18 protein-coding genes are annotated in these 23,313 nt (G+C 45.6%); 11 read left to right on the forward strand and 7 right to left on the reverse strand.

Features of this window, described 5'->3' with window-relative positions:
- Positions 1-2 precede the first annotated feature (2 nt).
- The 4 genes from CI960_RS21620 to CI960_RS21635 all read right to left on the reverse strand — a co-directional run bounded on the left by CI960_RS21620 (position 3) and on the right by CI960_RS21635 (position 3,394).
- The gene (locus tag CI960_RS21620) at positions 3-803 is read right to left on the reverse strand and encodes a head GIN domain-containing protein (RefSeq protein WP_005860250.1); all 801 of its coding nucleotides are present in this window, start codon (positions 801-803) and stop codon (positions 3-5) included.
- On the reverse strand, positions 800-1,588 hold the full coding sequence (locus CI960_RS21625) for a head GIN domain-containing protein (RefSeq protein WP_005860248.1): 789 nt from the start codon (positions 1,586-1,588) through the stop codon (positions 800-802). The genes CI960_RS21620 and CI960_RS21625 overlap by 4 nt, the downstream gene beginning before the upstream one ends.
- 151 nt (positions 1,589-1,739) lie before the next feature.
- Entirely contained in the window at positions 1,740-2,564 is an 825-nt protein-coding gene (locus CI960_RS21630; RefSeq protein WP_005860245.1) for a head GIN domain-containing protein, read from the reverse strand.
- 20 nt (positions 2,565-2,584) lie between these two features.
- Positions 2,585-3,394, reverse strand: a complete 810-nt coding sequence (locus CI960_RS21635; protein ID WP_005860243.1) for a head GIN domain-containing protein — start codon at positions 3,392-3,394, stop codon at positions 2,585-2,587.
- Positions 3,395-3,506: 112 nt separating this feature from the next.
- On the opposite strand from CI960_RS21635, the gene CI960_RS21640 reads away from it, so the two are divergent.
- The 10 genes from CI960_RS21640 to CI960_RS21685 all read left to right on the forward strand — a co-directional run bounded on the left by CI960_RS21640 (position 3,507) and on the right by CI960_RS21685 (position 15,552).
- Positions 3,507-3,986 (forward strand): pyridoxamine 5'-phosphate oxidase family protein, encoded by a 480-nt coding sequence (locus CI960_RS21640; RefSeq protein WP_005860241.1) that lies wholly within the window; start codon positions 3,507-3,509, stop codon positions 3,984-3,986.
- A gap of 13 nt (positions 3,987-3,999) precedes the next feature.
- On the forward strand, positions 4,000-5,208 hold the full coding sequence (locus CI960_RS21645) for a hypothetical protein (RefSeq protein WP_005860239.1): 1,209 nt from the start codon (positions 4,000-4,002) through the stop codon (positions 5,206-5,208).
- 376 nt (positions 5,209-5,584) lie between these two features.
- Complete coding sequence (locus CI960_RS21650) at positions 5,585-6,721, forward strand: 6-bladed beta-propeller (RefSeq protein WP_005860235.1); 1,137 nt, start codon at positions 5,585-5,587, stop codon at positions 6,719-6,721.
- Positions 6,718-7,713 (forward strand): hypothetical protein, encoded by a 996-nt coding sequence (locus CI960_RS21655; RefSeq protein WP_005860233.1) that lies wholly within the window; start codon positions 6,718-6,720, stop codon positions 7,711-7,713. The genes CI960_RS21650 and CI960_RS21655 overlap by 4 nt, the downstream gene beginning before the upstream one ends.
- Before the next feature lie 176 nt (positions 7,714-7,889).
- Entirely contained in the window at positions 7,890-8,789 is a 900-nt protein-coding gene (locus CI960_RS21660) for a serine O-acetyltransferase (RefSeq protein ID WP_005860231.1), read from the forward strand.
- Positions 8,790-8,919: 130 nt separating this feature from the next.
- Positions 8,920-10,470 carry a class I SAM-dependent RNA methyltransferase gene (locus tag CI960_RS21665; protein ID WP_094582568.1) on the forward strand — a complete coding sequence of 517 codons (1,551 nt, stop codon included), beginning with the start codon at positions 8,920-8,922 and terminating at the stop codon, positions 10,468-10,470.
- Positions 10,451-12,652, forward strand: coding sequence for a S9 family peptidase (locus CI960_RS21670; RefSeq protein WP_005860226.1), 2,202 nt, complete (start codon positions 10,451-10,453; stop codon positions 12,650-12,652). Before CI960_RS21665 ends, CI960_RS21670 begins: the two co-directional genes overlap by 20 nt.
- A 35-nt stretch (positions 12,653-12,687) precedes the next feature.
- Complete coding sequence (gene purD, locus CI960_RS21675; protein WP_005860224.1) at positions 12,688-13,959, forward strand: phosphoribosylamine--glycine ligase; 1,272 nt, start codon at positions 12,688-12,690, stop codon at positions 13,957-13,959.
- A gap of 142 nt (positions 13,960-14,101) precedes the next feature.
- Positions 14,102-15,118: a hypothetical protein gene (locus tag CI960_RS21680; RefSeq protein WP_005860222.1), complete on the forward strand. Its 1,017-nt coding sequence runs from the start codon at positions 14,102-14,104 to the stop codon at positions 15,116-15,118.
- Complete coding sequence (locus CI960_RS21685) at positions 15,103-15,552, forward strand: YqaA family protein (protein ID WP_005860220.1); 450 nt, start codon at positions 15,103-15,105, stop codon at positions 15,550-15,552. The genes CI960_RS21680 and CI960_RS21685 overlap by 16 nt, the downstream gene beginning before the upstream one ends.
- Positions 15,553-15,648: 96 nt before the next feature.
- Here CI960_RS21685 and CI960_RS21690 read toward each other — a convergent pair whose 3' ends face one another.
- From CI960_RS21690 to ribF, 3 genes are read right to left on the reverse strand one after another with little or no spacing between them, the layout of a single operon-like run.
- Positions 15,649-16,923, reverse strand: coding sequence for a lipopolysaccharide biosynthesis protein (locus tag CI960_RS21690; RefSeq protein WP_005860218.1), 1,275 nt, complete (start codon positions 16,921-16,923; stop codon positions 15,649-15,651).
- Positions 16,924-16,926: 3 nt separating this feature from the next.
- On the reverse strand, positions 16,927-17,982 hold the full coding sequence (locus CI960_RS21695) for a M20 family metallo-hydrolase (RefSeq protein WP_005860216.1): 1,056 nt from the start codon (positions 17,980-17,982) through the stop codon (positions 16,927-16,929).
- Between the two features lies 1 nt (position 17,983).
- Positions 17,984-18,904: a riboflavin biosynthesis protein RibF gene (gene ribF / locus CI960_RS21700; RefSeq protein WP_005860214.1), complete on the reverse strand. Its 921-nt coding sequence runs from the start codon at positions 18,902-18,904 to the stop codon at positions 17,984-17,986.
- A 203-nt stretch (positions 18,905-19,107) separates the two neighbouring features.
- On the opposite strand from ribF, the gene CI960_RS21705 reads away from it, so the two are divergent.
- Entirely contained in the window at positions 19,108-23,187 is a 4,080-nt protein-coding gene (locus CI960_RS21705; protein WP_005860212.1) for a two-component regulator propeller domain-containing protein, read from the forward strand.
- The last annotated feature ends 126 nt before the right edge of the window (positions 23,188-23,313 follow it).

The following is a 23,313-nucleotide window of genomic DNA, read 5'->3' on the forward strand; positions in this document are numbered from 1 at the left end:
AATCACTCCACCTTCTCGATCTTACCGGAGCCCATTACCTTTTTTTGGATATCTTGGGGATCTCCTTTGTATTTTACGGAACCGCTACCGGCTATCTCTGCCTTGATTTTGTTTACGACAAAGGCTTCTATGTCTCCACTACCGGCAATCTTGCACTCAAGCTCATCCATGGTACAATCGAAAGCACGTACTGTACCGCTACCGGCGATCGAGAATTCAGCTATGCCTACGGTTCCCCCTAGAACGATCGTGTTAGACCCGGCCATATCCCCGTTTAATTCCTCACAATACACTTTATGGCCAACGAAATCTCCGCTACCGGCGATCTCTATCTTTAGGTTTGTAAAAGAGGCCGTGTCGTGGAATTGGATAATCCCGCTACCGGCTAATCCTGCCTCGAACTCCTCGGCTTGTAGAGGGGAATTTATATTTACATGGGTACTGCCTGCCGCCGCTAGTTTCTTTAGATTGCGGGAGTTGGCCGTAACCATGAACTCGGTCGGACGGAAATTCGTATGTTTCCTGAATTCTTTTTTCGGACGGATCTTAAGCTTATGGTTCTCTACATTAAACTCATATTTCTCGAAGATATTCCGGTCTGTCTTTATTTCCAAACCTTCAGGAGCGTCGGATTGCGTGTAATTCACGACCATGCCTCCTCCCTCTAACTCAAGACAGTCATACTCGGAAACCGGGATGTTTTCCGTGGTGATATTGCCGTCTCCTTTTATGGTTTGTGTAGGGATACAGCCTGTCGTAGAAAAGATCACCAGCAGACATAGGTATATAATTCTTGTTTTCATTCTTTTACTTCTTCTACGGTACCTTTACCGATTATTCTCTGTTGAACTGCTGTCGGGCCTTTATAACGGATATTTCCTTTACCGACTACGTTGGCCTTTAAATTATCGGTAGCATGTACTTCCGCTAAGCCATTGCCTGTTACTTTGCAACTTAGCTGAGGAACCGCTAACCCAAAAGCGTGTATATCACCACTGCTGACGATACTGTAGTCTCCTTCTTTCGCATTACCTTTCTTGATCGTTATAGAGCCAGAGCCATCGATATCACATTCGATCTTGTCGGCTTCCAGATGATTGACAACCATATTTGCGCTACCGGATACATTCAAATCCAGTTTACCGACCGTAACTGTCTCTTTCAGTTGCACCAAGCTATTGGCGTTCGCCTTAATAACGGTCTCGTCTCCGGTAAGCGGACTGTTTACCATGAAGTTGGCATTTCCGGAAACTTTTGCGGCGGCAAGCCATTTAGAATTCGTCTTTACGATAAACTTCGTGAAATGATCTACCTTCGCTCCTTTGAAAGCGATGGTTAAGACACGATCCTTCACCTCGATATTGACATAGGGATGAAGATTCTGGTCTACGGTAACCTCCACGGTGGAAGGATCATCGGATTGCTCGTAATTGAAATCAATTACGCCATCCACCTTAATCTCGTTATAATCGGCGACAGAAATCTTTTTCGAGGTCAATTTACCATCGCCTTTTACATGATCTGCGGCCCAACCGGTAGTGACCCATCCTAGGAAAAATACCATTAATAAGATAGCCTTTGTTTTCATAAGTATCGTTTTTTATGATTCTACTTTTTAATTTAGACTCTATAAATAAAGAGTTGGTTACAAAAATAGCAAGAAAAAGCTACCGGATATCACATCTAGTAGCTTTTTTAAATTTGATAATGTGTGTATTAAAAAAAATGTGTGTGTTCGATCAATTTGCGCCTTGAATGGATCCAGAGCCGGACTTTGATTTATTCACGTTCGCCGGGCCTTTATAGCGGATGTCTCCACTGCCCGAAACCGATAGGTTCATGTTATCTTTGGCATAAACACGGGCATCTCCGCTACCGCTTACCGAGCAACTCAAATCATTGACAGATAAGTCGTATGCTTTTATATCTCCACTGCCCGATACGGAATAGCGGGCTTCGTCCGCCTTACCTTTCAAGGTGATGTCTCCGGAGCCTGAAACCTTGCTGGTAAGATTCTTGCAGTCCAAATCTGCAAAAACCAGATCGCCGGAGCCGGATACCGAGAACTCACCTAATCGTAATTTCACGTTATGTGGGAACTTTACGTCGCTGGAGCCGGAAATCTTGATTTCCAGTTGATCCTCGGAAAAAGCGTTCTGCGCCTCAAAATCCATCGGGCCGGAAGTCTTTAAGTATTTCAGAGTCTTCGAGCTTCCTTCGATTACATACTGGGTCGGTTTGATACGGGTCCCGTTTTGTATGCGGATAGCTAACCGTCCGTTATTGGATTTGATCGAGAGGAGTGGGAATAGATTCTCGTCGATCGTAATTTTCAAGGAAGCGCTTCGTCCATGCGTATATTTGAATACCGGGAATTTCTTGTTGCTTCTATTTCCCCAAAAATTATTGCCGGAATATTCGATATTTCCACCCAGTTCGATCTCGCTATAGTTATCTACCGATATCTCTTTCGTAATTATATTCCCATTTCCTTCTACTTTACTAGCCTCTGCCATGAAGGCACAAAAGATGAGGGCTATTACCGCTACTAATTTTGTTTTCATCGTTCGTATGTATTAAATGTTTATTTGACTTTGTTGATCGAGCCGGAACCCATGATAGACTTACTGATCTCCGGATCTCCTTTGTAATGGATCTCGCCACTACCTACGATATTAGCATCCAAGATTTGCGTGGCATATACGCTGATCTCGCCGCTGCTGGCGATATTACACTCTGCTTTACGTGCTTGGCAGTCAAAGGCTTTAATCTCACCACTTCCCGCTACATTGAATGAGGCACGATCTACGGTTCCTATTACCTCGATTTCCCCGCTGCTGGCGAGGCTGCAAGATAGGTTGTCCAGCTGTATATCCTTGGCGATGATATTTCCGCTACCGGCCATGTTACATTCAAGCTTGTAACCTTTTACGGGGCCTCTCAACTCAACGTTTCCACTACCGGCCATATTGATCTCCATCCGGTTTACTTTCGTCGGTTTGCTGATAATGAAACTGCCGGAACCTACCGTATTCAACTCTTTTAGTTCCTTGGAGTTGGATTTTATCTTGTAGACGGTCGGCCTCAAGTCGTAGGAGTTATTATTAAAACCTTTCTTGATAGATTTCGGATAGATCTTTAACGTACCGCCTTCTACTTCGGTCACGAGGTAATCAAATAAGTTCTCATCGATCGTTACGGATAGATAAGGCGCTTTATCCGACTGTTCATACTCGAAATCAGCGGAGCCAACGAACGTGATCTCGTCGTAATCGCTAATCTTTATCTCCCGGGTTTCCGGGTTCCCATTTCCATCGATACGTTTGTCGGCTGCGAATCCGCAAACCGCGACCATCTGTATACAGAATATAAAAAGTGATACTCTCGTCTTCATCGTCTTTAATTTTTTAGGTTCTTTTCTTAATAGACGAGTGCAGGTTATAAAGGGTTGCAGAAACAGATGATTTTTTTAATTTTGCATCAAGTTAGATTTAAACGAAAGAAATATGAAGACACTTATACACACGGACAAGGAACAGATCGAATCGATTATCCGTCAGAGCGATGTTTGCTTTGTGGGCATGGCGGATACAGATGGAACGCCTTATGTATTACCGATGAATTTCGGTTATAAGGATGGCGTGATTTATTTACACTCGGCGCAGGATGGACGAAGCATCTCTATATTGGAACGTAATCCGAAAGTCTGTATTACGTTTAGTATTGACCATGCCTTGGTTTTCCAGCACCCGGAGGTAGCTTGTAGCTACCGTATGCGTTCGAAGAGCGTGATCGCTTGGGGAAAGGTCGCTTACGAAGAGGATTTCGACAAGAAGGTGGAAGCCTTGGATATTATCATGAAGCAATATTCCGATAAGACTTTCCGTTATAGCGATCCGGCGGTCCGTAACGTGAAGATTTGGACGGTAGATATAGACGAGGTCAGCTGTAAGGAATTTGGCGCTCCTCATAAGAAATCTTATTAAATCAATAAATGATATGAAAAAACTACTTCTTTTATTCGTTCTATGTCTTTGTTTTCCGGTGGTTGACAAGGCTTGTACCTCCATTATAATCACTGGAAAGGCTACTCCCGACGGGCGTCCGTTGATGTGGAAACACCGGGATACCGGTGCTCCGTATAACCATATCAGTTATTTTGACGAAGGTGGCTATCGTTTTCTGGGGCTGGTAAATAGCGATGATCCGGAGGGAGCCGTGTGGACCGGAAGCAATGAGACGGGCTTCTCTATCATGAATACGGCTTCTTATAACTTGAAAGACGATGATATAAAGGAGATGGATCAAGAGGGAAACTTGATGCGAAAAGCCTTGAGAGTCTGTAAGACGGTGCAGGATTTCGAGCATTTCTTGGATACCTTGCCTCGCCCGATGCGTGTGGAGGCTAATTTCGGAGTGATCGATGCTTATGGTGGCGCGGCTTATTATGAGACGAGTAATGAGCGATATTATAAGAAAGACGCGAATGATCCGAATCTGGCGCCGGAAGGTTACTTGATTTATACGAATTTCTCTTTCGAGGGGCGTACGGATGAAGGCAAAGGATATGTACGTTATGAGAATGCGAAAAAGATCTTTAAGGAAATGCGGAACGAAGGATTTACTCCTCAGCGTATCTTTCAACAGGCTTCCCGCTCTTTTTATAATAGCTTGCTGGATATCGATTTGATGGACAAGGGACAAAGTCCGAACAATCGTACAGGCTGGTTTGTGGAGCAGGATTTCATCCCCCGTCTAGAAAGTACGGCTTCTATCGTAATCCAAGGCGTAAAATCCGGTATGAATCCGGAATTGACAACGATGTGGACTGCCTTGGGATATCCTCCTACCTCTGTCGCTATTCCTCTTTGGGTGAAAATGGGAAAGGAGCAAAGCACTTTGGTTACTTACGACGCATCCTATAAAACAGCCCTATTAGATTGGTACTCCGTTCAATTACAGAAGAATGTCTACTCCATACATCGTGGCAACGGCCAAAAGTATTTGCATTGGCAACTGTTATGGAATGATGACCAATCTGGTTATATCCAACAGCTTCGTGCGGTAGAGAACCGGATTTTCGATTTATTCGACGCTCATAAGACGGAGTGGGAACAAAATGGATTGGATACAAAGGAAATACAACGGCTGTATAAGGAAGTCGATAAGCTCGTAAATAAAGCCTTCTTGGGGCTTCAAAAATCATAACCATAAGGTGTTTTGTTGATAGTGAAAAATACAGTAAGTATTTAAAATATACGTATTGATAATGTCTTTATAATCAGATTGATAAAAAGTTGATGATGTTTCCGGAAAAACATGTACGTGTTTTTCCGGAAACATGTACGAGAATTTGTGAAAACACGTACGTGTTTTGGGAAACAGATAATGAGGTTTTAAATGCATTTGGAAAAATGTACAATAACTATGTGGAAAATAAGCACTGTATCCCTAAGAGATATACTTCATAGGCCAAGGAAGTAGTACTTCTCGTGAATTCCGATTGTGCGCTTAGGAAAACTTGTGCAGTTGGCGTATTTCAAAAAGTTACGTATATTAGTGGTCTGAATCTAATATGAAAAACATGAGAAAACTATATTATTTAGTGATGATAAGTCTGGCTTCCATTTTGATCGCATGCGAGAATCGATCGGAAGAGTGGGACGTGGTGGATTTCGGAAACGATTGTACGGTTGGCTTGCAGGAACATTTGGAATGCAGATTCATTCCTTTGGAGACGAAGGATAGCGTGCTGTTAAAAGATCTCTACCGGGTTTGCTGGGTGGACGATCGTATTTTTGTATTCGATAGAAGTGATGAGATAAATGCGCTTTTTGTATTCAGTGATCAAGGAAATTTTATTACTCGTGTAGGCTTGCGGGGACAAGGGCCGGAAGAGTATCTTTATCTAACTCACTTTTTCGTGGATGAGAAAGAGCGAATCTTGACATTGGTGGATTTTGGTGGGACGGCCTTATTGCGTTATGATCTGGATACCTATCAATATATATCCACGCAAGATGTAGCTGATTATTTTGTGGACTGCGCCCCTTTGGATAAGGAGAATTGGATTTGGTATTATCCTTTGGGATTTGCGACACCGCAAAGGGAAAACTTCTATCTGAAAGCCACGGACAGGAAAGGAGAGCAAGACGCATTGTTGGGACCGGCTTATTTCACGTCCGGCCATACGATCAATGGGAGCAAGACGTTGCATGCCTTTGCTGGGGATTGGTATGCGCATTTCCCCTTTACCCCCGAAGTGTGGAAAGTGAAGGACGGGATGTTGGAGCCTGCTTATAAAGTTCGCTTCGGAGATAAAAGTATGCCTCCTATCGAGTATGTCAAGGAGAAAGGGAGAGGCGGGAGAGATTTCTCTGGCGATCTGTTTCGCTCCGGCTATGTAAATTCTTTTGGGCTGCTGGAGACCGAACAGATCCTGCATGCGACCTATATGTGCGATAAGGTAACTTACTTCGGATTTTATGACAAGGATAGGAAAGAGGCATTCTCGTATGCGTTCCCCAACTTCATAAGGGCTACGGGGTTGACAGGCTTTTACGGTATTTGCGGAGTGTATAAAGATTATTTTATCGGGAAGATCAGTTCGACGGTGCTGTTGCGTAATCAGATACATTATGAGGATTTGAGACGGATAGCGGAGAATCGTACACAGGACGATAATCCGATCTTATGTTTATTTAAAATAGAAAGGTCATGAGAGTATTGTATGGGATTATTGTATTCTTCGCTTTGTTTCTTCTCGCTTGTTCCGATGCGGAAAGAGAAGAAAAACGGCTGGAGGGAAATTTGTTAATGAAAGGGGATTCTGGTGTATGCTATGATGGGATTGGTCTTACCGAGTCTTATTTGGTGTTGTTGGCTCGTGGGTGTGATACGATCATTCAAGTATTCGACAAAGATGATTTGTCGCACCTGCATGCGTTTGCGTTGAAAGGATATGGTGCCACTTATTTCTCTAATCCGGAGTTTATGAAGTCAAATACAAAAGAACCCGCCGGAAAGGATGAGTTCTGGATCGTGGATAACCAACTTACATTTAATAAGATGCAGGTGCTGGCGGATTCTTTGCGTTTTGATCGGAAATATATACTAATACCCGAACTTGTTCCCTCTACGCATTATAATGTCACCACGAAAGAAGTTTATGCGGTTCCGATCGTAGAGAAAAATGTTTATGGTCCTTTCTGCTATGCGAATCGGGAAGAGGGAATTTATTGGGTGGAGCCACCAAAAGTAGCAAGAACGTATCGTTCTTGTAAGCACGTCGCTTATTTGCCTAATCTTTGTGTGAATGAGCGGCAAAACAGTGTGGTTGCTGCCTTGCGTTTCTTCAACCAAATTGATTTTTACGATTTGAAGGGAACTTATCAAAGGAGCTTTACGTATGGGAAGGAGCCTATCGTGCCTTTACTGAAGAAGAATGATACCCAAGTGGATGTTCTTGGAACGACAAAATGCTTTATCGATATATTCGGTACGGATCAGTATGTATATTGCTTGTACGATGGTTCTGCGGATTTTTCGAATTTATCCACATTGCTGGTTCTTTCTTGGGACGGCCAATTAAAGAAACGATTGAATTTTGATCGTTCAATAAAGAGGATTGCCGTAGACCCTTCCGATCGTTTTCTGGTCGCCTTGGCTCTTGATGAAAGTGGAGCATTGGATGTGGTAAAGTATTCGATATGAAGATTATTTATTTGTAACTCTATCAGGCGGATGGGCGTAAGTTGATAAAGGTTGGCGTGGAATTTAGCGCTATAGAACGTAATATTAGTCGTTGGCTGTATTTTTGATGCCTCTTCGTGAAGGTGTTCTCAAATAAAATACTATTTTTGCGCATTATAAAGAATATTCCGCAAATAATGGATATACAGAGGCATAGTAGCGTATTGGGCGATACGGTGGAGAAGCTATCGGATGAGGCATCGTATAAACAATTGTTCCATGCGTACAGGGATGAGGAGGCGTTGCCCTCGGGCGAGGTGCTGAAAGAGATCATCGATCTATGCCGTGCGATCCTGTTCCCCGGTTATTATGGGAATGCCCGTATCAGTAAACAGACGATCCGTTTTCATACGGGCGTAAATGTTGAGACTCTTCATTCTTTATTATCCAAGCAGGTTTATGCGGGACTTTGTTTCGCGGATACATCTTGCGTGACTTGCCCGGAAGAAAAGATCTCCGCTGAGGCAGAGGCTATTTCGGAGGCTTTCATCTCTACGCTTCCGGAGATTCGCGGTCTGCTGGCTACGGATGTGGAGGCGACTTTCAATGGCGATCCCGCCGCTCAAAATCTAGGTGAGGTCATATTTTGTTATCCCGGTTTCCGGGCGATCGGTAATTACCGGATCGCCCATCAATTGTATAAGCTCGGGGTTCCTTATATTCCTCGTATGATTACGGAGATGGCACATTCCGAGACCGGTATCGATATCCATCCGGGCGCGAAGATCGGTCATCATTTCTCGATAGACCACGGGACGGGTACGGTGATCGGCGAGACGAGCGTGATCGGCAATTACGTCCGAATCTTTCAGGGCGTCAGCTTGGCGGGAGAGAAACTTCCCCCCGATGAGAACGGTAACGCTATCCGTGGCGTAGCCCGTCATCCTATCTTGGAAGATCATGTGACAGTATATTCTAATTCCACCTTAATCGGTAAAATCCGGATTGGCAGAGGGGCTACGATATGTGGTAACGTCTGGATAGCGGAGGATGTACCGGCAGGGAGTACGGTTACACAATTGAAAATTGAGAATTGAAAATTATCAAGAGGGTAGCTGGAAGGAGATCGAAGCATGTCAGAGAGCGAAATGAGAATAATTAATAATAAACAACGTAATACGCAATTGGGAATAATTTTCAATTCTCAATTCTCAATTTTCAATTAAAATGAGCGAGACATTTGAAATGGTGGCCAAAACCCTATACGGGTTGGAAGAGATCTTGGCCGAGGAGTTATTAGCTTTAGGTGCCAACGACTTGCAGATCGGTCGTCGTATGGTTTCCTTTACGGGTGATAAGGAATTGCTTTATAAAGCGAATTTCCACTGCCGTACTGCCCTGCGCATTCTGAAACCGATTTATCATTTCAAGGCCAAAGATGCTGATACCGTTTATAAAGAGGTGAAAAAGGTAGAGTGGGAGAAGTATTTGTCGCTGGACAAGACGTTCGCGATCGACTCGGTGATCTATTCCGAGGATTTCAATCACTCGAAGTTTGTCGCTTACCGTACGAAAGACGCTATCGTGGATTATTTCATCGAGAAGTTCAAGAAGCGTCCGTCCGTTCGTGTCAATAACCCGGACTTATATATCAATATCCATATTTCGCATAACGATTGTACCTTATCTATCGATAGCTCCGGCGAGTCTTTGCACAAGCGTGGTTATCGGGTGGATCAAACGGAAGCTCCGTTGAATGAGGTGTTGGCTGCCGGCATGATCCTAAAAACCGGTTGGAAAGGAGAATCTAATTTCGTAGATCCGATGTGTGGTTCCGGTACATTGTTGATCGAGGCTGCCATGATCGCCTTGAATATCGCTCCGGGTATCCATCGGAAAGAGTTCGCTTTCCAGAAATGGGTGGACTATGATGAGGAATTGTTCGATCGTATTTATAATGATGAGAGCGGGGAGCGTGAGTTCGCTTTCCATTGCTATGGCTCCGATATTTCCCAAGCCGCTATCGATATCGCCTTGGAGAATATCCGTAGCGCTGGCTTGATGAAATATATCGATCTGAAGGTGAAACCGTTCCAACAATATACAGAGGCTCCGAAGCCGGGTATATTGGTGACGAACCCACCTTATGGAGAGCGTATATCATCTCGTGATCTATTGGGATTGTATAATATGATCGGCGAGCGTTTGAAACACGTGTTCATGGGATATAAGGCTTGGATTTTGAGCTATAAAGATGAATGTTTCGATAAGATCGGCTTGCGCCCGAGCGAGAAGATCAAATTGATGAACGGTTCCTTGGAGTGCGAATACCGTTGCTATGAGTTATTTGAGGGAACTAATAAGGACTTCAAGAAGGCATTGAATGAGGATGGAGAGGAGCGTCTGCGCAGATCGGAAGGCTCTTTCGAGCGTAGAGGCAATGATCGTCAAAACTTCCGTACGGGTCGTGTGGATCGTCCGGAGCGTCGTTTCGCCGCTGCCCATAGCGAGGATGATGAGGAGCGTTTCGCTTCCATTCCGGGGAAACGTATCTTTGGAGAGGATCGGGGAGAGGACCGTCCGGTCCGCAAGAAATTCGTGGATGCCCCGGTTCGTAAGCCGATCAAGCCAAAAGGAGAACGTCCTGTGAAAATGCGTTATCGGGATGAGGATGACCGTAAGAAAGGGTTTGGCGATCATAAGCGGGATGGAAAGCGCCCATTTAGCAAACCTATAAAGCCTATAAAACGGAGAGGGTATGATGATTATGAGGATTAAATCATCTTTATTCATAAGCCTTTGTCTGATTTTATTAACGATGTCGATTACCGCCCAAGATAAGCAACTCTCCTTGCACGACTTGATTCCGGGAGGAAAAACGTATAGCCGCTTCGTACCTCGTGACTTGAAACAGTTACAATGGTGCGGGGACGAGTACTTATATGTTAAGGGAGATAGCGTGTTAGGAGCTAAGCCGGGGAAAAAAGAAGAGGTCCTTTTTTCGTTGGAAAGACTGAATGGGGCCTTGACGGCGGCAAATCTGCAGACGGTTGGTTCTTTGCCTAGCTTTTCGGTACCCTATGAAAGAGGTTCGGTCTTGGCTTTTACTAGCAAACAGCACCGGATTCATTATGACTATAAGAAAAATAAGGTAGTCGCTGATTATGCTTTGAAGAATAACTGGGCGAATTATGACTTTTGCCCGGCTACGAATAACTTAGCTTTTACGGAGGGAAACAATGTGCATATTTTATCCCCGGATGGACGAAATACGATTGTTACACGTGAAACACAGGATGGAATCGTATGCGGACAGGCTGTCCATCAACGGGAGTTCGGGATTACGAAAGGTATGTTTTGGTCTCCTAAAGGCTCGGCTCTAGCGTTTTATCGTATGGATGAGCGTATGGTGACCGCTTACCCGCTGGTGAATATCGATACTCGTTGCGCTACGCCGGTTCCTCATAAATATCCGATGGCTGGAATGAAGAGCCATGAGGTTACGGTGGGTGTCTATCAGGTAGCTACCGGGCAGACGGTTTGGTTGGAGACAGGCTTGCCGAAAGAGAAATATTTAACAAATATCGCTTGGAGTCCGGATGAGAAGAGTATTTATATCGCTGAGTTGAATCGTGAGCAGAACGAGATGCATTTGGTGCGGTACTCTGCCTTGACGGGAAAGAAAGAGGCTGATCTGTTTACCGAGACGGATCGTTGTTATGTGGAGCCGCAGCATCCCGTGCTTTTCTTGCCGAACGATCCGGATAAGTTTATCTGGCAGAGTGAGGCGGATGGCTATAACCATCTATATCTGTATGATACGACTGGAAAGGAATTAAGGAAGCTAACCGGTGGGGAATGGGTGGTTACCAAGGTGCTAGGCTTTAGCAAAGACGGAAATAAGGTGATTTTCGAGGGAACGGCACCTCATCCCGTATCTCCGAATATGCAAGGAACGGGGATGCAACGTTATATTTGGGAGACGGATTTGAGAACGGGTGATATCATGAATTGCTTGAGTTGGAAAGTGGGCGTGCACCGTTGGTTGCTGAGTCCCTCCGGCGAATATGCGATTGATTATGTAAGTTCTCCTTCTACCCCGAGGGATATCGATTTAATCCGTGTAAAGGACGCTAAGGTGATTTCTACCTTACTTTCCGCTCCGGATCCCTTTAAATTGTATCGGATGCCGCGGATCAAGGTTGGACATATCCTTGCTGCCGATGGTAAGACTCGCTTGAATTACCGGTTGACTTTACCGCCGGATTTGGATGAGACGAAGAAGTATCCTACGATTGTCTATGTATATGGAGGTCCTAAAGTACAGCTTGTTACGGGCGACTGGCAAAACGGGGCTCGTGGTTGGGACCTCTATATGGCACAGAGAGGTTATGTGATGTTTACCGTGGATAGCCGCGGCTCGGCAAATCGTGGACATGCTTTTGAGAGCGTGATTCATCGTAATTTGGGTATCAATGAGATGGCGGACCAAGTGAAGGGTGTCGAGTTCCTGAAATCTTTGTCTTATGTGGATGCCGACCGTATCGGAGTACATGGCTGGAGTTATGGCGGTTTTATGACAACGAACTTGATGCTGACTTATCCGGAGATATTTAAGGTGGGCGTGGCCGGAGGGCCGGTTATCGACTGGAGCAATTACGAGATTATGTATGGCGAGCGTTATATGGATCGCCCGCAGGATAATCCGGAAGGTTATAAGAACGCGAACCTGAAACTGAAGGCCGGTAATCTGAAAGGCCATCTGTTGATGATACATGGGGATATCGATCCGGTGGTAGTGTGGCAACACAGCCTTGGTTTCTTAAAGGCTTGCGTAGAGGCTGATACGTATCCGGATTACTTTGTGTATCCTCGCCATGAGCATAATGTGACCGGTAAGGACCGTCCGCATTTGCATGAGAAGATTACGAGGTATTTCGATGACTACCTTGGGAATTGAAAATGGAGAATTGAGAATTGAAAATTAGAAGAGATATGAATATATTGTTATTAGGCTCTGGTGGGCGTGAGCATGCGATCGCTTGGAAGATCGCTCAAAGCCCGAAAGTTGATAAGTTATTTATCGCTCCCGGTAATGCGGGAACAGCGTTGGTAGGAACCAACGTGGATATTAAAGCGGATGATTTTGCCGCTATCAAGGATTTTGCGTTGGCGAACCAAGTGAATATGGTCGTGGTAGGTCCCGAGGATCCATTGGTGAAGGGTGTTTATGATTATTTCAAGAAGGATGAGGCATTAAGCTCCATCCCCGTGATCGGCCCGAGTGGGGAAGGTGCCCAATTGGAAGGTAGCAAGGATTTCGCCAAGGCGTTTATGATGCGTCATCATATCCCGACCGCTCGTTATAAGAGTATTTCCACTGAAAACTTAGAGGAAGGCTATGCGTTCTTGGAATCTCTTTCCGCTCCTTATGTATTGAAAGCGGATGGATTGGCTGCCGGTAAAGGGGTACTGATTATCGATAACTTGGAGGAAGCCAAGAAAGAGTTGGGAGATATGCTGGGCGGAATGTTTGGCGACGCGAGCAAGACGGTCGTGATCGAGGAATTCTTGGATGGTATCGAATGCTCCGTATTCGTCTTGACGGATGGCAACGATTACAAGGTGCTTCCGGTAGCGAAAGATTATAAGCGTATCGGCGAGGGCAATACGGGTTTAAACACAGGTGGAATGGGAGCTGTTTCCCCGGTTCCTTTCGCTGATGAGGTCTTTATGGCGAAGGTGGACGAGCGTATTATCCGTCCTACCGTAGAGGGATTGAAAGCGGAGCATATCGATTATAAAGGTTTCATCTTCTTGGGTCTGATCAATGTGAAGAATGAGCCGATGGTGATAGAATACAATTGTCGTATGGGCGATCCGGAGACAGAGGTAGTCATGCTTCGTATCCAAAGTGACTTGGTTGATTTGCTGGAAGGGGTAGCGGAAGGTAATTTAGCGGGCCGTACATTGGTACAGGATCCTCGTGCGGCGGTTACGGTTATGTTGGTAAGCGGCGGTTACCCGGAGGCTTACGAGAAGAATAAGGTAATCACGGGATTGGATGGCGTATCCTCGAACAATATAGTGTTCCATGCCGGAACGAAGCTGGTAGACGGCCAGATCCTGACGAATGGCGGCCGTGTGATCGCGGTCAGTTCGTATGGGGCTACTAAGGAAGAGGCTTTGGCCCAATCTTTCGCCGGAGCTAAGCAGATCGATTTCGATAAGAAGTATTTCCGTCGGGATATCGGGTTTGATTTATAATTGCGTTTATCGAGAACGCCGGTCGGCATTTGCAGTGAACGTCAGTCGGCGTTTACGGTGAGTACCGGTCGGCGTTCACTACGAACGTCGCTCCGGTGCTTGCACTAACGCAGGTACCGTATTTTCACACTAAGATAAGATTATGGCAAGAGGAACAACTTCATATTACGGACGTAGATATACTATAGCGACACCTATGACCCATTTGTACATGCTTTGCGCTTGTATTTTTTGTTGGATCGTGGGGTATGTGGATTCGGTAGGCTATCCCGTGTATGGAGAGGTGACGGCTCCTCCTTTATGGAATGCCCTCTGTCTGGTTCTTCCGGGTAAGTTGTTTACCTATTTGATCGGTTTTTTGCTGATGGCCGGTGGTGCGTTTCTGGTGCATCGGGTAAACTATGCGTTGATGTTGATTCGTGAGAAGACATTGCTTCCCTTTCTCTTCTATGCCTTGTTGACAAGTACAAACCCGGATTTCTTTCCCTTGAAATCAACATCTGTCGGGGTGTTTTGTTTGATATTGGCCCTTTATCAGTTATTTACCTCTTATCATGACCCGGACGCTACGGATAAGGCTTATAACGCATCCTTGATTATCAGTATCGGAAGTCTGTTGTGGATACACATCCTTTGGTTTTTGCCGCTGTTTTGGTTGGGAATGTATAATTTCAGGACATTGAATATCCGGACATTTGTCGCTTCCTTGTTCGGAATCTTGACGGTTTATTGGTTTGTTTTCGGATGGTGTGTCTGGGAATGGGATTTCACGGCATTTACCATACCTTTCACCTCCTTATTCAAGATCCGTTTCCTTGCGGTACTAGGGACGGGAATTATAGATTGGATACAGATTGTTTTAGTGGCGGGATTAACGATCATTGCTTCATTAAACATCGTTACACATGAGTATGAGGATAATTTGCGTACTCGTCAGTTTCTTTCTTTTCTGATTGTCATGGCCATTTGGTCGTTTGGATTGTTCTTTATCTATGAGCAGTCGTCCGAGGAATTTCTGGAAATGGCCTGTGTACCGGCGTCTATCCTGATCGCCCATTTTTTTACGGTGAACCGGGGGAAATATATCTTTTGGCTGTTCCATTTCTCGGTAGTTATGTTTATCGCATTATTAATGATACGTATATGGAATTTCTTATAGCCTACGGGTATATCGGGGTGTTTATCGCTTCTTTCTTAGCGGCTACGATCTTGCCGTTTAGCAGTGAGGTCGTATTGACGGGTGTATTATTGGCGGGTTCGGCTTATTGGCCTTGTATGATCGCCGCTACGCTTGGTAATTTCTTAGGTGGAATGAGCTGCTATTGGTTGGGGATGCTGGGAAAGGTAGAGTGGATCGAGAAATACCTCAAACTCGATCCGGTAAAACTACAGAAGGTGCAGGATTGGATCAAGGGAAAAGGCTCTTGGATGGGCTTCTTTGTTTTTCTTCCCGGTATCGGTGATTTTATCGCTGTCGCTCTAGGTTTCTTGCGGGCTAATATATGGGTCGTGGCGATCTCCATGTTCTTAGGAAAAGCGATCCGTTATTGGGTTTGGATGGAGTTTGTTTATAGGGTACAGTCTATGTTTTGATAACCCGAGAGCTGTACCTTGCACGAAATCATTTCAAGCGTAATTGTCCCCTTTTCCGTGAACTTGATAGCGTTATCGATAAAATTCGTGATAGAATTACAGGGATTTTTGTATATGAATTCTGCAAGCTTGGAAGTCTTTTTTGTCCGGAAGGAACTCATTCCAGCGTGTAAGTGTTTGCCGGGAGAAGACCGTCAATGAGAAAACCAGCATAGAGGTAAAGGCGATACTGGTCGTGATAGCGGAACCTACGACCCCGTAAGACGGGATGAGTAAAAAGCCGGAGATTAATAAGGCAATAAGCCCTACGCACGAGCTTGCCGTACTGTACCGGATCTTTCCGCTGCCGATGAAATAATGGCTGATGATGCTGTTGCAGCCTAACGCTACGATTCCGATCGATAATCCGCCTATCACTTTACGTATGCCTTTGAACTCGGCGCTGAAAAGATAATCCGTATATATCCATTCCGGTACCAATAGGATACATCCCATCACGAGGGCTAAAGCGCAAAAGGTCAATTTGAAAAGCTGTAAGGTAATACGTTTTTGTTCCGTTGCCTCTGAGGTCTTGGCCACGCTACTGTATTCGATGAAACTTACGCTGCGACTAATATTCCATACACTCTCGGAGATCTTGGTCCCAGCGTCTAGCAAGCCTACACTTCCCAACCCGGCGAAACGTTGTATTAGGAAATAATTGAGTCGGGTAGTACAGGTTTCCGCCAATCCGTCCGCGCCGGCCCACAGGCCGTAGGCAAACATTTCTTTTAATAGACCGTAGAGCGATTTGCCGGAAGACCGGGATGTCTCCTTTAAGAAATCAGGAACAAGCATCGATAGGCTGGCAATAAAGGCTATGCCGTTCGTGACATATAATCCCCAGACATACGACCGTACGTCCGGGCGCTTCAATATATAATAGAAATAGAGTAAGACGAAAAATAGCAGTCCTCCTTGCAATATAAACGTGAGATTAAACCCTTTGATATTGTCTTTACCCAACAAGAAGCGGGCATTGGCGTTTACCGTAGAGCTCAAGATCGCCAACAAGAAGATATCCAGCCGATAGCCGGTGGGTAAAAGCCCGGTAAGATACATGAAGCCGCAAGCTAGGGAAGAGCCGATAGGTGTCCACAGATATGCGGGAAGGAAAATTGTCCGCATGGAGTAACGATTCATGAAATAGACAATCGTATTCCCGCATAAAATCCCATTGACGATTACCGCTATATTTACCGAGGCCACGATCAACCCGATCATCCCCACGCCCTCGATTCCCAGCACCTTCGCATTAATGAAGATCAGCGCTAGGTTAAGGAAAGCTATCAGATAACGCGAGCCTATTGTCCCCAGTATCTTTTTTAACATAAGCTATAGTTGTAATCCATTCAGTAACCTTACATAGGTATCGATCGCTTCCCGGATCTCCGGTCCCTTGATGTATTCGTCTGCGGAATGGGAACGTGCCGAGTTTCCCGGCCCTATCTTTACGGAGGGGAAACGCATCAAGGCTTGGTCGCTAAGCGTAGGAGAGCCGAAAGGCTCTTTTCCCATTAAGATCGCCCGTCGCACAAAAGGATGATCCAGATCCGTGCGGGTGGAGCTAAGGCGGAAGCTGCGGGCCTTGATCTCGCAATGAACCTTTTCCTTGATTAGCTCGAATAACTGTTCGTTCGTATAAAATTCGTTGGTGCGGATATCTACCGTGAATTCGCATTTATCGGGAACGACATTGTGTTGTGTACCGGCATGGATGATGGTGACAGTCATTTTCACCGGTCCGAGGAAGTCGCTTTTCTCCGGGAATTGATAGGTGCTGAACCATTCTATATCCTTCATCGCTAAAGTGATGGCATTGATGCCCTCATTACGTGCGGCATGTCCGGCCTTTCCGATAGCGGTGCAATCCAGTACCATTAGCCCTTTCTCGGCTACGGCGGGTTGCATACCCGTAGGTTCACCTACGACAGCGAAGGAGATAGGAGGAAGCTCGGCCAATGCGCTTTCAATGCCATTCTTCCCGGATACCTCTTCCTCACAAGACGCAAGGAAGATTAGATTATAAGGTTGTTCTTTCTCGCTTAAGATACAGAAGGCTTCATAGAGGGAGACTACGCTCGCCCCGGCATCGTTACTGCCCAGTCCATATAATTGATCATCCTCGGTCTCTTCGGGAGTGAACGGGTCTTTGGTCCAACCGGAAGCGGGCTTGACGGTGTCTATATGGGAGTTGAGTAAAAGGGTCGGTTTACCGAAATCGAAATCCGGGGCGATGATCCACAGGTTGTTGCCTTTGCGGAACACCTTTTGTCCGGCCTTTTGCCATTCTGCTTGCAGGAAATCCGCTACGGCGGTCTCGTCCCGGCTGAAAGACGGACGGGAGATCATGCCTTTTAATAAATCAATCGCTTCGTAATATCTTTCCATATTATAATAAATTATTTACGGTGCATCTGTCTTTCTCCAGTTGGGCTTTCAATTCTTCTAAGGAATCGAATTTGATGTCTCCGCGTACGTATTGAACGAATGAGACACGAATGCTATCATTGTAGATATCTCCGGAGAAATCCAGAATATTGACCTCCATGGATATGTCCTTCCCATTATTGAGTGTCGGACGGTCACCGATATAAAGCATTCCCTTATATCGTTCGCCTTCCACCTCCACCCATACGGCATATACGCCAATACCCGGAATGACTTTAAAAGGTTCATCTACCCGTATATTCGCCGTGGGAAATCCTAGCGTGCGTCCCACTTTATAGCCGCTGACGATATGGCCCAGCAATTGATAGGGATAGGTCAGTAAATAAGCGGCTTCAGCTACATTTCCGGCTTGAAGTAATTTCCGGATTTCGGAAGAGCTGACGGCCGTATTTCCTTCGTCATAGGGAGATGCCTTCAGCACCTCGATACCACATTCGGTGCCATAAACGACATATTGCTCGAAGCCATCCGTCCGATCGTGCCCGAAACGATGGTCATATCCGATCAATAAGGTCTTTACATGCAGGCTCTTCGCTAAAATAGAGGTAATGAATTCCTTGGCCGAGAGCCGGGATAGCTCGATCGTAAAATCCAATACGATGCAATAATCTACTCCGGTAGTCTCTAATTGCTGTAACTTTTCCTCGAAAGAATTTAATAGCTTCGGTTGGTAATCCGCATGCAATACGGCCCGGGGATGTTCCGGGAAGGTGATTACGGCCGATGGCAGGTTACGTGCTTTGGCAATCTCTTTCATCTCGTCGATTAAGAAACGGTGTCCTAGATGCACACCATCGAAAAATCCGATCGTAGCCACCAGTTCCTTTCCTTTCAGTCTGTCAAAATCTCTTACAACAATCATTGCGCCTTATTCATTTCTATTCCAATCGAAAGACAAATGTACGGGATAATTTTTAATAATCATGTTCTTATATATGGATACTTTACGTGTATGTTTACTGCAACCCGCATTGCAGCAGAATTAGATACCGGTTGGTTTGGTTCGTTTTCGGGAAATATCTATATTTGCTAAGTATGAAAACGAAAACTCTACTCTGTATCATAATGATCCTGTCTTGGGGAATATTGGGATCCGGACTTGCGGCGGAAGATATTCTTTTCAACCGTCTGGGAGTACAGGACGGTCTGTCTTCCAATGAGATCACTTGTATCCTGAAAGACCGGAAGGGGTTTATGTGGTTGGGTACCACTTCTGGGGTAAACCGTTTTGATGGGTATGAGTTTAAGCATTATAAATACAAGGAAAGCGGGTTGCCTTTTAGGGAGGAGCATGTCTCCGAACTTCAAGAAACCGCTGATGGGCGTATTTGGATTACCTATAATACGAACCAACTTTGCGTATATGAGCCCGGTAATGACCGTTTTATTCCGGAGAAGGAAATATTAGATAGCTTACGTCTAGAGAATCCTCCCGCTAAGATATTCGTCGACAATGATAAACAACTCTATTTCGCTACCTATACGAATGAATTTTGTCGTTATGATCAAGCGAGGGGAAAGATTTATTCGTATCCACTAAATAAAGAGGATGGTCGGGTTTGTGATATGAGTGACGTGGGCGATCGTCTATATGTAGTCCATACCTCGGGAGTGGTAGAGGGGATCGATAAGGCATCCGGAGAATCTGTCTATCGGGATGAGTATCTGACTCAATATGCGAATGCCCAGTTATTCTATGTGTTCGCCGATAGTGACGGGGATCTGTGGTTTTTCTTAAATCCCGGATATAGTAGAGGTCTCTTTCGCCTAAATCCCAAAAGCAAGGAGTGGAAACATTATACGACCGAAACCTCGGTCGCTTTATCCTCTATAATGGTGCGTGACGTGGCGGAGGATATGAACGGTAATATCTGGATCGCTACCGATCATGGCGGTATCAATATCTTGGATAAACGTCTGAACCGGATGCGTTATATACGAAATAACCCGTTTAACCAAACGAGTTTGAGCCAGAATAGCGTGATCTGCTTGTATCGGGATGATACGGGGATTATGTGGGCCGGCACTTATAAAAACGGCATCAACTATTATCATGAGAGCATTTTTAAATTCCAGACTATCCGGTACCCTTTGGAGTTGATGCGGGATATCTTTAACAATGACTTTAATTGTATCGTAGAAGATAAAGAAGGGGATCTGTGGATCGGTACTAGCGGAAACGGCCTATTACGTTACGATCGGGAAACCGGGGAGTATGTCCGCTACCGGGCGGGACGGGAAAGCGAGAACGCTATCTCCGGCGATGTCGTGATTAGTATGGCGAAAGATTTGGATGGCAAGTTATGGCTGGGTACTTATATGGAGGGGTTGACCGGTTTTGACGGGAAACGTTTCAAGCATTATCGGGATATCCCGGGCAGTAAGGACGGCTTATCCAATAATAGCGTGTATAGTTTGTATGTCGATGCCAAGAATCGTTTGTGGATCGGTACGTTGGAAGGCGGCCTGGATTGCTTGGATCAATCTACCGGGAAATGGACGTATTATCGCATGGGGGATAAGGAGAATGCGATTAACTCGGATATCGTATATAGCCTTTCCGGGGATGAGAAGGGGAATATTGTCGTTGGAACTTCTTTAGGAGTGAACTGGATCAACCCGGAGACGGGGGCTGTTACTTCTTTTAACGGCACGAAGGATGGACGTTCCGTGTTTGAGGATCAAATCATCAATGTCGTATTTTGTGATAGCCGCCAATGGGTATGGATCGGGAGTAATCATGGGCTACATATATATGATAGGTTGAATGATAAGATGTATCGGTTGAACCATTCTTCCGGATTACCGGATAACAGCATCATGTCTATCTTGGAGGATAAATATCATACGGTTTGGGTGGGGACGAAGAACGGCTTATTGAATATCGTTCCGAATCGGGATACGGATAATAATTATACGTTCGATTGGAATAGCTATGATGAGAATGAGGGCGTTCAAGGACGTGTGTTTAATGTGAATAGCGCTTGTGGGCTGGAAACGGGTGAGTTGGCGTTTGGTGGGACAAACGGTCTTACCTTCGTTGATCCTGCCCGGATACGTTATAATAGCTATGCTCCACCGGCGGTGATAACCGGACTTATGGTGAATAATGTCCCGATAACGGCGAGAGAGGCGTATGACGGGCATGTGATTTTGGATAAAGATATCACCTGTACCAAGCAATTGAAACTGAATTATACGGAACGTAATTTCTCCTTTACCATCTCTTCTTGTTGTTATTTCCTTCCTTTGAAGAATAAATATGCTTTTAAGATGGAGGGCTTCGACTCGGAATGGACTACCGTAAGCGCCTTGGAACGTCGTATTACCTATACGAACTTGAACCCGGGAACTTACACTTTCAAGGTAAAGGCGATGAATAACGACCGGATTTGGAGCAAGGAGATCACGAGCTTGCAGATCACGATCCTGCCTCCGTTCTGGGCTACCGGATGGGCAATAGCGTTGTATATCATAGCTGGTATATTATTGGCGTATGGCGTGATACGTTTTATTTTCCGTATCCAGCAAAAGAAGTTGGAGGAGGAGCAAGAACGGGCTACTGTGCGTCAGCAGCATGAGGTGGACGAGATGAAGCTTCGTTTCTTTACGAACGTAAGCCATGAGTTCCGTACGCCGCTAACATTGATCATGACTCCTTTGGAGAAGTTGATGAAAACGGAGAAAGACATGGAATCCCAGCAAATATTGAAGTTGATCTATCGGAACGCCGACCGGTTGCTTAAATTGGTGAACCAGTTATTGGATTTCCGCAAGATCGATATGCAAGGGGATAGCTTGGTCTTGTCTACCGGCGATATTGTCCCGTTTGTGCGTGACGTGGCTTATTCCTTCAAGGAGCTTTCGGAGCAAAAGCGGATTCATTTCTCTTTTTCCTCGGTCTTCACGTCTCTCCCGATGAAGTTTGACACGGATAAGGTCTTCAAGATCGTCTCTAATCTACTGAGTAACGCTTTTAAGTTTACGCCGGAGGGAGGTACTATCTCGGTGACGCTTAGATTGCGGTTGGAGAAGGAGGGAGAGAACAAACTGGTTATCGAGGTGTCGGATAGCGGTATCGGTATTCCTGCGGATAAACAAGGAGCTATCTTCGATCGCTTTTATCAGGTGGCTTCCCCGGATAAGGGAAATCCCGTGGTAGGTACGGGTATCGGCCTGCACCTATGCCGGGAATTCGTGCGGATGCATCATGGGACGATAACCGTGAAAAGCGAGCCGGGAGCGGGTAGTACGTTTACGGTTACGCTGCCGGTGATCCCCTTGGACAACCAAGATATTATCTCGGCTCCGGAAGGAATTGCCGAAGGGGATATCTTGCCTCCGGTTGAGGAGCATCCGGAGATCGCTGATAAGGATGCGTCTCCGGCGGAAAGACCTACGTTGCTGGTCGTAGATGATAACACGGATTTCCGGGAATTTATGAAGTTAAGCTTGAGTGGCGTTTATTCGGTACTCACGGCGGCGGATGGAGAAGATGCGTGGAAACTCATTCCGGAGGAGCTGCCGGATATGGTGATCAGCGACGTGATGATGCCTATCACCGACGGTATTACTTTATGCCGCCGGATCAAGGGAGACATTCGGACTTCCCACATCCCGGTGATCCTGTTGACGGCTAAGTCCGCAAAAGATAGCCAACTGGTCGGTCTGGAAGCCGGTGCGGATGATTATATCAGCAAGCCATTCAATATGGAGATGCTTCTCTTGAAGGTGCGGCATTTGATCGAGATGAAGAAGAAGATGCAAAAGGCCTTTATGCAGTCCTCTACCATGGGCATCGCCTTGACGGAGGTACAAGCTAGCTCCATGGATGAGGAGTTGATGCGTAAGGCCATCGGCTATATCGAGGAGCAGATCGCCAATCCGGAGTTGTCCGTAGAACGGTTGAGCCGGGAGATGGGCATGAGTCGTGTGAACTTCTACAAGAAATGCCTTTCCATCACGGGTAAGACTCCGGTGGAGTTGATCCGTACGGTGCGCTTGAAGCGTGCGGCGCAGTTATTGGAGAAGAGCCAGATGCGGGTCAACGAGGTCGCGCTGGAGTGCGGTTTCAATGATGTGAAGCTATTCCGGAAGTATTTTAAGGATGAGTTCGGAAGGCTTCCCTCTGACTATCATAAATAAACTTTTTCTAAATAAATGCCACGTAATTACGGGATATAACAAAATATCCCCTTAAAATAAACATTCTTCCCCTACCTTTTTACGGTTCTCCCCGTAACCCAAAACATTTATGGCTTCCTGTCCGCC

Source organism: Parabacteroides sp. CT06, assembly GCF_002257605.1.
In the GTDB taxonomy this organism is placed as follows: domain Bacteria; phylum Bacteroidota; class Bacteroidia; order Bacteroidales; family Tannerellaceae; genus Parabacteroides; species Parabacteroides distasonis.

Excerpts from the sequence above, each read along its gene's own strand:
- CI960_RS21650 (WP_005860235.1), top strand. The coding sequence starts at position 5,585 with ATGAGAAAACTATATTATTTAGTGATGATAAGTCTGGCTTCCATTTTG.
- CI960_RS21665 (WP_094582568.1), top strand. The coding sequence starts at position 8,920 with ATGAGCGAGACATTTGAAATGGTGGCCAAAACCCTATACGGGTTGGAA.
- CI960_RS21680 (WP_005860222.1), top strand. The coding sequence starts at position 14,102 with ATGGCAAGAGGAACAACTTCATATTACGGACGTAGATATACTATAGCG.
- CI960_RS21625 (WP_005860248.1), bottom strand. The coding sequence starts at position 1,588 with ATGAAAACAAAGGCTATCTTATTAATGGTATTTTTCCTAGGATGGGTC.
- ribF (WP_005860214.1), bottom strand. The coding sequence starts at position 18,904 with ATGATTGTTGTAAGAGATTTTGACAGACTGAAAGGAAAGGAACTGGTG.
- CI960_RS21645 (WP_005860239.1), top strand. The coding sequence starts at position 4,000 with ATGAAAAAACTACTTCTTTTATTCGTTCTATGTCTTTGTTTTCCGGTG.
- purD (WP_005860224.1), top strand. The coding sequence starts at position 12,688 with ATGAATATATTGTTATTAGGCTCTGGTGGGCGTGAGCATGCGATCGCT.
- CI960_RS21655 (WP_005860233.1), top strand. The coding sequence starts at position 6,718 with ATGAGAGTATTGTATGGGATTATTGTATTCTTCGCTTTGTTTCTTCTC.
- CI960_RS21640 (WP_005860241.1), top strand. The coding sequence starts at position 3,507 with ATGAAGACACTTATACACACGGACAAGGAACAGATCGAATCGATTATC.
- CI960_RS21705 (WP_005860212.1), top strand. The coding sequence starts at position 19,108 with ATGATCCTGTCTTGGGGAATATTGGGATCCGGACTTGCGGCGGAAGAT.
- CI960_RS21695 (WP_005860216.1), bottom strand. The coding sequence starts at position 17,982 with ATGGAAAGATATTACGAAGCGATTGATTTATTAAAAGGCATGATCTCC.
- CI960_RS21670 (WP_005860226.1), top strand. The coding sequence starts at position 10,451 with ATGATGATTATGAGGATTAAATCATCTTTATTCATAAGCCTTTGTCTG.
- CI960_RS21635 (WP_005860243.1), bottom strand. The coding sequence starts at position 3,394 with ATGAAGACGAGAGTATCACTTTTTATATTCTGTATACAGATGGTCGCG.
- CI960_RS21630 (WP_005860245.1), bottom strand. The coding sequence starts at position 2,564 with ATGAAAACAAAATTAGTAGCGGTAATAGCCCTCATCTTTTGTGCCTTC.
- CI960_RS21660 (WP_005860231.1), top strand. The coding sequence starts at position 7,890 with ATGGATATACAGAGGCATAGTAGCGTATTGGGCGATACGGTGGAGAAG.
- CI960_RS21685 (WP_005860220.1), top strand. The coding sequence starts at position 15,103 with ATGGAATTTCTTATAGCCTACGGGTATATCGGGGTGTTTATCGCTTCT.
- CI960_RS21620 (WP_005860250.1), bottom strand. The coding sequence starts at position 803 with ATGAAAACAAGAATTATATACCTATGTCTGCTGGTGATCTTTTCTACG.
- CI960_RS21690 (WP_005860218.1), bottom strand. The coding sequence starts at position 16,923 with ATGTTAAAAAAGATACTGGGGACAATAGGCTCGCGTTATCTGATAGCT.